Origin of the sequence: Photobacterium satsumensis (genome assembly GCF_050336935.1) — a bacterium.
GTDB lineage: Bacteria > Pseudomonadota > Gammaproteobacteria > Enterobacterales > Vibrionaceae > Photobacterium > Photobacterium satsumensis.
On sequence record NZ_JAKJSK010000013.1, the window covers coordinates 161,192 to 173,084 of the forward strand.

General features: G+C 45.8%; 11 protein-coding genes and 2 tRNA genes. 9 read left to right on the top strand and 4 right to left on the bottom strand.

The window, feature by feature from the left end; genetic code table 11:
- Positions 1 to 117: 117 nt before the first annotated feature.
- From ligA to L4D79_RS23885, 3 genes are all read left to right on the top strand, one after another.
- On the top strand, positions 118 to 2,133 hold the full coding sequence (gene ligA / locus L4D79_RS23875) for an NAD-dependent DNA ligase LigA (protein WP_428655133.1): 2,016 nt from the start codon (positions 118 to 120) through the stop codon (positions 2,131 to 2,133).
- A 537-nt stretch (positions 2,134 to 2,670) separates the two neighbouring features.
- Complete coding sequence (locus L4D79_RS23880) at positions 2,671 to 3,717, top strand: porin (RefSeq protein WP_428655135.1); 1,047 nt, start codon at positions 2,671 to 2,673, stop codon at positions 3,715 to 3,717.
- A 74-nt stretch (positions 3,718 to 3,791) separates the two neighbouring features.
- Entirely contained in the window at positions 3,792 to 4,469 is a 678-nt protein-coding gene (locus L4D79_RS23885; protein ID WP_428655137.1) for a DUF2057 family protein, read from the top strand.
- 56 nt (positions 4,470 to 4,525) lie between these two features.
- On the opposite strand, the gene L4D79_RS23890 is transcribed toward L4D79_RS23885, so the two are convergent.
- A complete protein-coding gene (locus L4D79_RS23890; RefSeq protein ID WP_428655140.1) occupies positions 4,526 to 4,732 on the bottom strand; it encodes a hypothetical protein in 207 nt (68 codons plus the stop codon).
- A 734-nt stretch (positions 4,733 to 5,466) separates the two neighbouring features.
- Between L4D79_RS23890 and gltX the strand changes: the two genes are divergently transcribed.
- From gltX to L4D79_RS23910, 4 genes are all read left to right on the top strand, one after another.
- A complete protein-coding gene (gene gltX, locus L4D79_RS23895) occupies positions 5,467 to 6,891 on the top strand; it encodes a glutamate--tRNA ligase (protein ID WP_428655142.1) in 1,425 nt (474 codons plus the stop codon).
- 194 nt (positions 6,892 to 7,085) lie between these two features.
- Positions 7,086 to 7,161, top strand: a tRNA-Ala gene (locus L4D79_RS23900).
- A gap of 177 nt (positions 7,162 to 7,338) precedes the next feature.
- Entirely contained in the window at positions 7,339 to 7,842 is a 504-nt protein-coding gene (locus L4D79_RS23905) for a hypothetical protein (protein ID WP_428655144.1), read from the top strand.
- A 220-nt stretch (positions 7,843 to 8,062) separates the two neighbouring features.
- Positions 8,063 to 8,821 (top strand): class I SAM-dependent methyltransferase, encoded by a 759-nt coding sequence (locus L4D79_RS23910; protein WP_428655146.1) that lies wholly within the window; start codon positions 8,063 to 8,065, stop codon positions 8,819 to 8,821.
- Positions 8,822 to 8,871: 50 nt separating this feature from the next.
- Here the strand turns inward: L4D79_RS23910 and L4D79_RS23915 are convergent.
- Positions 8,872 to 8,948 (bottom strand) — tRNA-Arg (locus tag L4D79_RS23915).
- Positions 8,949 to 9,009: 61 nt separating this feature from the next.
- Positions 9,010 to 10,146, bottom strand: coding sequence for a flagellar assembly protein FlgT (locus L4D79_RS23920; protein ID WP_428655148.1), 1,137 nt, complete (start codon positions 10,144 to 10,146; stop codon positions 9,010 to 9,012).
- Between the two features lie 228 nt (positions 10,147 to 10,374).
- Here L4D79_RS23920 and L4D79_RS23925 point away from each other — a divergent pair, with 228 nt between their 5' ends.
- Both L4D79_RS23925 and L4D79_RS23930 read left to right on the top strand, forming a co-directional pair.
- Entirely contained in the window at positions 10,375 to 11,010 is a 636-nt protein-coding gene (locus tag L4D79_RS23925) for a FlgO family outer membrane protein (RefSeq protein WP_428655150.1), read from the top strand.
- An 8-nt stretch (positions 11,011 to 11,018) separates the two neighbouring features.
- Positions 11,019 to 11,444, top strand: a complete 426-nt coding sequence (locus L4D79_RS23930) for an LPP20 family lipoprotein (protein WP_428655152.1) — start codon at positions 11,019 to 11,021, stop codon at positions 11,442 to 11,444.
- 11 nt (positions 11,445 to 11,455) lie between these two features.
- On the opposite strand, the gene L4D79_RS23935 is transcribed toward L4D79_RS23930, so the two are convergent.
- Positions 11,456 to 11,884: a flagella synthesis protein FlgN gene (locus L4D79_RS23935; RefSeq protein WP_428655155.1), complete on the bottom strand. Its 429-nt coding sequence runs from the start codon at positions 11,882 to 11,884 to the stop codon at positions 11,456 to 11,458.
- Positions 11,885 to 11,893: the final 9 nt, after the last annotated feature.

An 11,893-nucleotide genomic window follows, 5' to 3' on the forward strand; every position in this document is an offset into this window, starting at 1 on the left:
AACGAATACAAATTGGCCCCTTTATACGTCTTGGTATAAGGGGCCTTGTTTTTTTATATCCTTTTCCGAGCTAACCCATAGAGGGCAAAGCGACTTGGTATTAGAACAGGTACATATATGAGCCACGACATTCAGCAGCAGCTCGATGAGTTGCGTGAACTTCTCGCCTATCACGGTCACCGCTATTACGTAGAAGACAACCCGGAAATTCCTGATGTTGAATACGACCGTATGATGCAGCAGTTGCTGGCGATTGAGGCTGAATCCCCGGAGCTAGTGACCGTGGATTCCCCAAGTCAGCGAGTTGGTGGCAAGCCGCTTGACGGTTTTACCCAGATCACCCATGAAATTCCGATGCTGTCGTTGGACAATGCGTTCAATGATGACGACCTTCACGCGTTTGAAAAGCGAATGTTGGATCGCCTGTTGTCGGAATCCTCGCTGACTTACTGCTGTGAGCCGAAACTGGATGGCTTGGCGGTGAGTTTGATGTATGAAAATGGCGTATTGATCCAGGCTGCTACCCGAGGTGACGGTACGACTGGGGAAAATATTACTGAGAATGTACGTACTATCCGTTCGATACCGCTGAAACTTCGCGGTGAAGGCTGGCCTGCACGACTTGAAGTACGTGGCGAAGTCTTCATGCCGAAAAAAGGCTTTGAAGCGCTGAATGAAAAAGCGTTGAAGAAAGGCGAAAAGGCTTTTGCCAACCCGCGTAATGCAGCAGCAGGTAGTTTGCGTCAGCTTGACTCAAAGATCACCGCGACTCGCCCTTTGAGTTTTTATGCTTACTCCGTCGGTGTGGTGGAAGGTTTGGATCTGGCACCTAGCCAGTATGAGCGCTTGGTCCAGCTTAAAGGCTGGGGGCTACCTATGTGTCCGGAGATCCGCCAGCTGGCCAGTATGGATGACGTGATCACTTACCATCAGATGATCGGTGATAAGCGTGAAGCCCTGCCGTATGAAATAGATGGTGTGGTGATCAAGATTGATGATATTGCCCTTCAGCTGCAGCTGGGTTTCGTCGCTCGTGCCCCTCGCTGGGCAATTGCCTATAAATTCCCGGCTCAGGAAGAGCTCACCATATTGAACAACGTTGAGTTTCAAGTGGGTCGAACCGGTGCGATTACCCCGGTAGCAAAACTTGAACCTGTCTTTGTTGGTGGTGTGACGGTAAGTAATGCAACGCTGCACAATGCCGACGAAATTGCCCGTCTTGGCGTAATGGTTGGTGATACGGTGGTGATCCGCCGCGCCGGTGATGTGATCCCACAAATAGCCTCCGTCATTGAATCCCGCCGCCCAGCCGATGCTAAACCCATTGTTTTTCCTGAGTCATGCCCAGTGTGTGACTCAAAAGTTGAACGAGTTGAAGGTGAAGCGGTTTCTCGTTGCTCTGGCGGTCTGTTTTGCCAAGCACAACGCAAAGAAGCCTTGAAGCACTTTGTTTCTCGTAAAGCATTGGATGTGGATGGCTGTGGTGAAAAAATCATTGAACAGCTCGTTGATCGTGAGATGGTGGCCACACCCGCTGATCTATTCAAGCTATCGGCTGGCGTGGTGACTGTATTGGAAAGAATGGGACCGAAGTCAGCCCAGAAATTGGTTGATTCTTTGTCTTCCTCTAAGCTCACCACACTGCCGCGTTTCTTATATTCACTGGGTATCCGCGAAGTCGGTGAAGCGACAGCGGCTAACTTGGCTGCTCACTTCGAGACCTTGCCAGCGATTGAAGCCGCGAGCAAAGAACAACTGGTTGAAGTCTCAGATGTCGGTGAGATAGTTGCTGCCCATGTCCATAACTTCTTCCGCGAAACACACAACCTGACAGTGATTGAGGATCTTATCGAGGTGGGTATTCACTGGCCGGCGATTGAAAAGCGTGATGATGATGCTGAATTGCCCTTAGAAGGGAAAATTGTTGTTTTGACGGGCAGTTTGTCGCAGCTAACGCGAGCAGATGCCAAGTCAGCACTGCAAAACCTGGGTGCCAAAGTGACGGGAAGTGTTTCTAAGAAGACGGACTTGCTGGTTGCTGGTGAAGCCGCAGGGTCAAAACTGACCAAAGCTCAAGAACTTGGCATCGAAGTTTGGGATGAGCAACAGCTTGTAGATTTTATGGCCCGTTAAAAACGTTAAAATATAATTTATTGACGGAATTAACGTTAAGCAGCTCTAAGGCTATGTCCTTAGAGCTGTTTTTTTATGAGTATGGTATTTTTTTGTAGTTATTTTTTGACTCGAAACCAGCGGGGCCTTTTACCTGTTTTTGGACGGATAAAAGAGATGTAATCAATTACAAAGGAATGTGTCAAAATTATCCCTGCTCAATAAATTACAGGTAAAAATGACATTAAGTGTATAAAACAAAAGGTTTTTTTAGTTGTTTTTAGTTTTAGGTTGGACGGGGTTGATCCGGATCACTAATCGCCCTAAAGTTTGCACTGAGTCATATTTTTCAAACAATAAATTAAGTTCTATTTGATGTTTTTTGCTGTGAAAGTAGTCTTAGGGGTGAAGTTAGACAGCAGTTCAGCTTAAAACGAAAAAATATGAATTGGTCGGGATATCTACCCGGCTAACATATCGGGAGAGTTACTTGTTGCCCACGGCGGCCAACCTTTTGGGCACAAGTAAACACAGCTAGTATTTTTAGGAGTTTATTCCATGGATAAGATGTTCAAACGTTCTCTATTGGGTGCGGCCATTGCAATGACCGCAGTAGCAGGTAACGCAAATGCAGCAATCGAACTTGCTGGTGAGAGCGTAGTGCTTTACGGTCAGGCTGCTGGTAGCTTGCAGTTATGGCAGGCTGATGCAAAAGGTGCGGAAGACAACACTGTTGTTGAAATTGAATCTCGCCTAGGCTTGCGCGGTAAAGTTGCATACGACAACTTTGGCCCTGCTTTCATCTACCAGATTGAGACAGGCAACGCATGGAACCGTGAAGGTAACAGCGATGGCGAAGGTTCTTTCGGTGGCCGTGATACATTCCTTGGTCTTGAGTTTGATAACTTTGGTCAAGTTAAAATCGGTCGTCAGCTAGTTGCTGCTTACGATTACGTTGACTGGCCTCACTCAAACCCAGGCCTTGGTAACGTGTTCGATTGGCACAATGCCATCGGTGCTGGTTTCCAAGACCGTGCTAACGACGTAGTTCGCTACGACTCTGCTAACTGGGGCGGCTTCAAGATGCAAGCAACGCTAAGTGGTATGACAGAGACTAACGATGCACTAGTATCAAGTATCGCAGCAGGCTACACCACAGATATGTTCAATATCCATGCTGGTTACTACAACCAAGCATCATACACGAACAGTGATGGCGAAAAAGCCGGTGATGTGTCTTATGCAATCCTTGGTGGTACGTTGTGGGTAGGTGATTTCCAGTTCACTGCCGCATATAAGCCAATGTGGAATGATTTGACTGACAACAAGCAAGATGCTTACTCTGCAACAGCGCAGTACATCATGAACGATAAGTGGGTGTACAAGCTTGGTTATGCTGCAACAAATGATGCAGACAAGGCTGTAGACCGCGATGATAATGGTGTATTCACCAAAGATACAGCTTCTCAAGCAATCACAGGCCGCCTAGGCTACCTACTACCAAGTACTTACCTATTCTTGGATGTTCGTAACTACGACATGCTTGGAAATAGCGATGAGCATGATGGTACTCGCGTACTGTTGGGTGCTGAATACTACTTCTAAGATTGCTTAGAATGGTATAAACACAACTGCGGGCATCGGGATCAGATGCTCGCTTTTTTCTTCTAGGGGTAGATATGAAAAACACACTGAAAACCTTTATTGCCACTACTGCTTTATTATCTGCCGGAATCGCCAATGCGGCAGTAGAGGTAACATTTGATAAAGACTTGGAATTGCTAGTGGCTAATGGGGAGTCGATGGGACTTCTTGCCAAGAGCCCTGAATCAATAACACTGGATAACGGCGCCAATCAATTAGTGGTCCGAGTGTCGAAGCTTGTGTCATATAGCGGTGAATATAAAAAACTTATCTCAGAGCCCGTTGTACTGACTTTTGACGTCGAAGATACTGAATTGTCAGTCGGCCCAACCAGGCATATTGTTCGTGACCATCAAATCAATGGCTTCGATAAAAATCCAGAGATGAAAATTGATGAAGGTAGTAAGTCTTTGGACACTTTTCATCAAGGTATACTACTTCGTACATCAGGTATGATGCGCGATTATGTCAAAGAGCTTGACGACTATAACCTTACACAGGGATTTGTTGCCAAAGATGCAAGGCCGCAGCTTATCCTAACAAGCGCATCAGAGCCTGCCGCACAGCAAACTGTTGCGACTAAACCGCAGCAAACCCAGCCTCAGATTACGCAAGTGGCGAATGATAATGCCTTGATCCTTATGCAGGCCGATTACCTTCGTCTGACAGTTGAACAGAAACAAACCTTCCTGCGCTGGGCACAGTCTCAGTAACGCCAGAAAAGATTCTATGGGAGTGGGAAATAACGACCACTCCCCGAATCAAAGTGCTATTTAACTTTACCATTTTTCTGAATTTTGCAAATCATCAGCGGCATATATTCAACTTTGCCATCGGGAAGGACACAGTCGATCCACGGACCCGCAGCCGAAGATGCTTTTGCACCGCCAGAACCAGAACTCGAGCTTGAACTCGCCATTGCATTACCTGATATAAATAAGAATGTGGCCATTGCTACAACAATTACACTTTTCATATAAACCTCAGTTGTTCATTCGATAATGAGATAACGCCATCCTTTGCAAATATTCAGATAATTAACTCCGTTGCTTATCACTTCAATTCAGTTTATGTATAGGATAAGGGAAAGGTCAAAAAAATTTCGAAAATTAACCTAAATTTATACAAAGAATTAAGTTTGCTTTTTTGTGTTTGTATATTTTTATATTATTCAATGCTTTATTGGTCTTCTTTGTCGCTTGTGACGGCACCTAAAAATCACGTATCTTATTTTTGAGATGTGAGTTTTTTAGCATTTTAATTTTTCGTGTTTCGCTTACCTTTGATGCTGATATTATTTGTGATGGGAAATTTAGCTAAGAAAAATAATAACTATTTCATACTCTTTCGCTTGTTAAATAAAGTTTTTTGAAAAGTGATTATTATTCTTTGTTTTTGATTTTCTCTAAAAAAGTAAAAAGTTAATACTTTTTCTGTTAGTGATAGCAAAAACGTCTTTATGCGATGAATCCTTGTTGGTGATGCTGTTTTTGGGTGTCTTGATTTGTTCTCGGTAGATCATATCTTCGGGTAGCTTCAAGGTGCTTGGCTAGATATGTGACGCATTGCTGTCTAGCCTTACTTGGCAATTGAGGTGCGTTCAAGAGATAAGATTGTAGATTTGCTTAACAATGATAGAATATCAGCCATCTTTTTTTGCGGCGGTACGCTTTCGGTGCTGCTGCTCCTTCATAAACTAGGTAATGTTCAATGACGGTTAAAACTCGCTTTGCACCGAGTCCAACAGGCTTTTTGCACGTTGGTGGTGCTCGTACGGCTCTATATTCTTGGTTGTTTGCTAAACACATGGGTGGCGAATTTGTTCTTCGTATCGAAGATACTGACCTTGAGCGCTCTACACAGGAAGCGATCGACGCCATTCTTGAAGGTATGGAATGGTTGGGTCTGAATTGGGATGAGGGTCCGTACTACCAGACCAAACGTTTTGATCGTTATAACCAGCTTATTGACCAACTTCTTGCAGAAGACAAAGCATACAAGTGTTACTGCCCGAAAGAGCTGCTGGACGAGCTTCGTGAAGAGCAAATGGCTGCAGGTGTAAAACCTCGTTATGATGCAAACCATCCAAAAATTGTAGCGGCTAACGCAGCAGCAACAGAAGCCTCGCCGTTTGTTATTCGCTTCCGTAACCCGAAAGAGGGCACGGTGGTATTTGATGATCATGTACGTGGTCGTATTGAAATTGCTAACAGCGAGCTTGATGATCTTATCATTCGCCGTACAGATGGCAGCCCGACCTACAACTTCTGTGTAGTTGTTGATGACTGGGATATGGGTATTACCCAAGTAGTACGTGGTGAAGATCACATCAACAACACCCCTCGCCAGATCAACATCTACGAAGCGCTAGGTGCGCCAGTTCCTGAGTTTGCGCATTGTGCGATGATTCTGGGTGATGACGGTGCCAAGCTGTCTAAGCGTCATGGAGCCGTTAGCGTGATGCAATACCGTGACGAAGGTTACTTGCCTCAGGCCCTGCTGAACTACTTGGTTCGCTTGGGCTGGTCACACGGTGATCAGGAAATCTTCTCGCGAGAAGAAATGATCAAGCTATTTAGCCTAGATTCAATCAGCAAGTCTGCTTCTGCATTCAATACTGACAAGCTGTTGTGGTTGAACAACCACTATATCAAGACGGCTGAACCTGAGTACGTAGCAGAGTACCTGCAGTGGCACTTGGATCAAAAAGAAATCGCTATCACAGGCGGTCCAGCAATCACTGACGTGATCAAGTTGGTTGGTGAGCGTTGTAATACGCTTATCGAGCTTGCTGAGCAGTCTCGTTACTTCTACCAAGACTTCAGTGAGTTTGAAGCCGGCGCAGCTAAGAAACACCTACGCCCAGTGGCTAAGGGAGCACTTGAGTTGGCTCTGGCCAAGGTTGAAGCACTTGAAGAGTGGACAACTGAAAACCTTCACAATGTGATCAAAGAAACATGCGAAGAGCTTGAGCTTGGCATGGGTAAAGTGGGGATGCCATTACGTGTATCTGTTACTGGCCAAGGTCAGTCACCATCGGTTGATGCCGTCATGCAGTTGATTGGTAAAGAGCGCGTTGCAGCCCGTATCAAGATGGCGCTGGCATTCATCGCAGAGCGTGAAGCAAACAGCTAATCTTATTTGGCTTATGCGACAAAATAAACGGAAGGGTCATGATCCTTCCGTTTCTATTTTTGGCGTATAGAGTCGTTATGGCTGTTTTGAGGTCTGGTGTGACAAAAGTCACGAAATCATGATAGAAATGACAAACTAAAAAACTCATCTATTGACATGATTTAACTAAGTTTTTATTATCAGTTCCACAATTTGGGGCTATAGCTCAGCTGGGAGAGCGCTTCGCTGGCAGCGAAGAGGTCTGCGGTTCGATCCCGCATAGCTCCACCAAATTTTAAAACCTCGCTTTGGCGAGGTTTTTTCGTTTTAGGCTTTTTTAGTTTATCCGCCTAGCGGCAACACCTCTCCCTTCACTGATCTTTCATATGAATTAACCCTCCTTATGCTTCCTATCAATAGCGGGTTGGTATAGGTTTTTGCTTATAGTTTAAAACGGCGTTTTTTATAATGAGCAAAACAACTTTCCAACAACGTGGGCTAACGGCCCTACTCCTCTCATGCTTTGCGACTGGATCACTTGCAGCGACAGATGATTCAAGGTCCTTTATAGGAATAGGGGTTACGGACGGGACGAAATATGAATCGCCATTGGAATTTGAACCGGTATTTCGCCTAGGGGCAATCTTCGATGAAACCCATCGTTTTACAGCGAATTACTCCCATGGCTTTTCATCGGGAGTCACCAGTGTCCATTTTGCTTATGATTATTTGTACCCGTTTACCGATAGCGGAAACTGGCAGGTTTTCGGTGGTGGTAGCCTAGGGTATAAATTTGGCTTGCATGACAAGAATGACTGGACCTTTGGTGGGCAAACAGGTGTGCGGTATCAGTACAGCCCCGGCACGAGTTTTGATTTTGGCTACCGTGTTTTCGATACGCTTGATGATTGGAAAGAGCATGAGCTAGGGCAGTTGGGGAACCTATACATCAGTATTGATTTTGTCATGTAACGGCTCAAGGCCTAGCTTCATAAGTAAGTAAGACCGTTAGTCGCATTTTCTCGAAAGTTATGCGTATCCTTGTAAGCTCTTAGCCTATTCTTGAGTTGGTCAATTTATGGTTGTATGAGTTGATACCCATTGAGTGTTGGTATTTTCTAAGTCATGGAACGGCTCTATATCATTGATAAATCGCCACTAGAGCGAGCTTTCATGACTGAGAGAATCACTTATGCAGGATCTCAATAAAAAGAACACAAAATTTATTCAGCTATACAAGGATACCGCAGAAGGAAAAAACACCACGCCTGATAGCTACAAAGGCTTACCTATCCATGCTTATAAAGGTTTACATGGTCGGGTTGGAGAGCTTATTGCGGATTATACCGCCGCTGAACAATCAGATGCCTTAGACTTAGCGGCTGGTGCCGGTGCTTTATCATTGCGTATGAAAGACATGGGAGCCAGTGTGACTTCGGTTGATATTGTAGAAGAGAACTTCCGGCTTGATAAGTCACAAATCAATTTCCGCTGTGTAGACTTAAACTCCTCATTTTCAAAGCTGTTTGAAAAGCGCTTTGATGTCATCACCGCTATTGAAATTGTTGAACATTTAGAAAATACCCGGGCGTTTATTCAAAATTGCCAAAGGTTGCTGAAACCGGGTGGGGTGCTGTTTCTTTCGACACCGAATATATCGTCGAATCAAGCCATTGCAGAGCTAATTTGTAAAGGGACATATCCGTACTTCAATGAAGATTATTATGGCCATGGTGGTCATATTACTATGGTGCCGGATTGGTTATTCTCATTAACCTTGGATGATTTTGACCTTGAAGTCACACATAAGGAAAGTTATGGCATTAAGCCTGTTATTTTCTCTGAGTGGCCGATGCTCTACTTGACGTATAATTTAGTTAAGTTATTGAGGCTAAAGCAGAAGGTGCTAGACGGGGCAATCAATATCTATGTCATCAAAAGCAAAAAATAATGGCAATAAAAAAGGTTAGTCGGTACTAACCGGCTAACCTCTATAGAAACTGGCGCTCCCTGCAGGAGTCGAACCTGCGGCCTTCCCCTTAGGAGGGGGACGCTCTATCCAGCTGAGCTAAGGGAGCAACAAGCATTGCTTGATTTGACCATTATACAAAAAAATACCAATAAATTAAGTGATTACTACTAATCCTCAATCTGTTTGGTTAGCAAATCACCAGGTTGGATACTGTTGGCTAGTTCAGCCTGTTCGACGCTTAGCTCTGCCGACTTTTCGTAAACCCGGTCAACCACAAGGGTGATGTCGGTCTGGACCATGCGGTTTCTTGGGATCCCGTTCTGATCAATAAACCCAGCGCTGTGCCACAAGGCGAGTCGATCGCCTTGTTTGACGCCGTGCTTGCGGCCTTGGTTGATATGAACCGTATTACCATAATAACGAACAACTTCCGGCAAGTTGGTACGGCATGCTAAAGAGCTCTCTAGATCGAGCATCATGTTTTGGCTGACCCGCTGAATAGCCTGGCCATATGCAGACTGCCAAAAGCGTGCGCTGTTGGTATCGACCTGGCTGGTACGTGAAAACGGCCAGTTGGCGACTTCACGGTACTGGTTTTGCATCAATATTTCCCCGGTTTTACCATCAAGCAGCTGCAGTTCGGCAGCAAATTGCCGATTGATCTTATCGCTACGCAAAAGTTTTTGATCCAAGGTTGATGTTAGATCGGTGATCTGGCCATTGATGATGTATTGGGCATCATGATCTTCAGCTAGCATCACCATTTGGCTCGGATAGCCAGGGTTAATCTGAACACGGGTAGTACCTGCGACCACAAAACTTTGTGAGCGGGTTTCCAGCTGACGCTTCAATATCGAGGTAAAGTTATCCCCGAGTTGGTAAATCCCACCCAGTGAAGCATGCTGCGGAGAGCGGATGTCAAATTCCCCCAGCAGCAGGCCTTTTTTATATTGGACCTTGTGGCAAGTTCTTGCCGAGGGGAATACCTCGATCTGTGCCATTAGGTAAAGGTTGCCGCTTTTCTTTCTTGTTTTCGTTACCGTAATTTGGCGCAATTCACTGCCACTGAACTGGTAATGCTCGCGGCTGTTTTTGAGGTAGGGCTTAACGCGATTGAAGGAGGAAAGATCAGCACCGGCATAGCGGATCACCTGTAATACGGCATCTTCCAGCGCGCTCTGTCGGGCTTGCGCCTCGCTTTGCAGGACAACGGCTGAGCCGGTAACTTCATACCATGCGGCATTGGCTGGCAAGGTCATGACTAGCCAGAGGCAGCTTAGGGTGAGGAGGATCTTTTTTCTCATGTCTTCCACTTTCGGTATAAAAATTGCTTATCTACTGTAAGTTGGATGCTTACAAGTAGAAGCGAGAGTGCCACTATCGGTAAAGAGATTGAATGGCGGCTTTCATAGTATTCAAAGGGTAATGCAAAGAGCATTCCCAAATTTTTGACTTTAACAATAAAGTTTTTGTTTGAGCCTACGATAACAAGCTATGGGTCTGAAGTCTCTTTCCAATTGGAGCGGTAAATTATGAAAAAGTGGGCAATTGTGTTGATGGCAATGTTGGTAACATCTTGCGCCTATTCTCCCATTTACAACGGTAAAGAACCTTATACCGGTAGCCGGCACAGTTTGGATGAGATGCCGCGGCATACTATGGATTTCTTTATTGAGGGGATGGCGACCAAACTGATTGAGTCCAACCAATATTTGACCGCCCGCACACCGTTGGCCGTGACGTCGTTTGTTGATCTCCAAGACATGGATGAGACCAACTGGCTGGGTAATACGGTCTCAGAAGGTTTGATTTATCAGATGCAGCAGCGTGGTTATACCGTGGTGGACTATAAGGTCACGGGTGGGATCAAAGTGACCCCTGATGGCGATTTTGCGCTTAGCCGCGACTGGCAGCAATTATCTTCTGAGCAACCGGTCGATTACGTGCTGGCAGGGACAATGCTGCGCCAATCGGCAGGTGTGCTGGTGAATGCCCGTATTATCGGTATTCGCTCTCGGGTGGTGATAGCCTCGGCACAGGGGTTCTTGCCGGCTGACCGAATTGGCCGGGACCTTGATAGCCTTAATAGAATGCGAATGGATAATGGCTGGATCATCCGGGATGAAACGCTGTCTCACGACAGAAATACCGTCGTTATTAAACCTTAGGAGTAGAAATGCGTTATTGGTACCTGTTGGTTTTATCTTTCCTTGTCGGGTGTCAGCCTTTGGTTGAAACACGCAACACCGATATTATTACGGCTGTTGGCTATGCATCGATTAGCGAGCAGCCTGGTAAGAACATGGAAGAGAAACGGATGCGTGCAATGCGGGCATCAAAACTCGACGCCTACCGCGAATTGACTGAGCAGGTGTACGGGATCCGTATTTCTGCCCGCTCCGAAATGGATGACCAGCAGTTGAATTTTGAAAGCAATGATAGCTCGGTCGATGGTAGTATCCGGGGCGCTGAGGTGATCCGAAGTTATCCGCTGGGTGATAACTATGTGACTGAAATGCAATTGGATCTCAACAGGATGGAGCGCTTGCAGGGAAGTGCAGAAATCTATGCCGTTCCGCAAAGCCAAGAAATTATGTTCTAAGCGTATTGGGGTTATGCTTTGAGATCGGTGCCTAGGGTGCGGGTATTCTGGGTGACCCCTTCGCTGTTGTAGGTCATTTGGTGTTTGCCGCGGCTTTGTTGCAGCAAGTTGTTGAGCTTGTGGAAGCTGAGCTGGGCACGCATTAGCGCTTCGCCATTGACCTCGTTGGTCGACTGGCAGTCATTGGTCTCGGCCTTCAATGACTTAACAATCGCCGCCAAGTCACCACCTTCCATAAGCCTCGCTTTGTCTGGATGGACAGAAAGCTGATGATCGACCAGTTTAATATTATCGATCAGCGCCATTTTTTTCTGGGCACACTCAAGGATCTGGTCGGACTGACGTTCGACAATCGCTTTTTGCTCCTGATCAAGCAGGGCTGTCAGAGAGGTAAGGTTCTTCTGTTGCTGTTCAAGAAGTTGCTCTATAGAAGTAGACATACTCTCTCA

Bases quoted from the DNA above. Each gene is read 5' to 3' on its own strand.
- ligA (WP_428655133.1), top strand. From the start codon at position 118: ATGAGCCACGACATTCAGCAGCAGCTCGATGAGTTGCGTGAACTTCTC.
- L4D79_RS23880 (WP_428655135.1), top strand. From the start codon at position 2,671: ATGGATAAGATGTTCAAACGTTCTCTATTGGGTGCGGCCATTGCAATG.
- L4D79_RS23885 (WP_428655137.1), top strand. From the start codon at position 3,792: ATGAAAAACACACTGAAAACCTTTATTGCCACTACTGCTTTATTATCT.
- L4D79_RS23890 (WP_428655140.1), bottom strand. From the start codon at position 4,732: ATGAAAAGTGTAATTGTTGTAGCAATGGCCACATTCTTATTTATATCA.
- gltX (WP_428655142.1), top strand. From the start codon at position 5,467: ATGACGGTTAAAACTCGCTTTGCACCGAGTCCAACAGGCTTTTTGCAC.
- L4D79_RS23905 (WP_428655144.1), top strand. From the start codon at position 7,339: ATGAGCAAAACAACTTTCCAACAACGTGGGCTAACGGCCCTACTCCTC.
- L4D79_RS23910 (WP_428655146.1), top strand. From the start codon at position 8,063: ATGCAGGATCTCAATAAAAAGAACACAAAATTTATTCAGCTATACAAG.
- L4D79_RS23920 (WP_428655148.1), bottom strand. From the start codon at position 10,146: ATGAGAAAAAAGATCCTCCTCACCCTAAGCTGCCTCTGGCTAGTCATG.
- L4D79_RS23925 (WP_428655150.1), top strand. From the start codon at position 10,375: ATGAAAAAGTGGGCAATTGTGTTGATGGCAATGTTGGTAACATCTTGC.
- L4D79_RS23930 (WP_428655152.1), top strand. From the start codon at position 11,019: ATGCGTTATTGGTACCTGTTGGTTTTATCTTTCCTTGTCGGGTGTCAG.
- L4D79_RS23935 (WP_428655155.1), bottom strand. From the start codon at position 11,884: ATGTCTACTTCTATAGAGCAACTTCTTGAACAGCAACAGAAGAACCTT.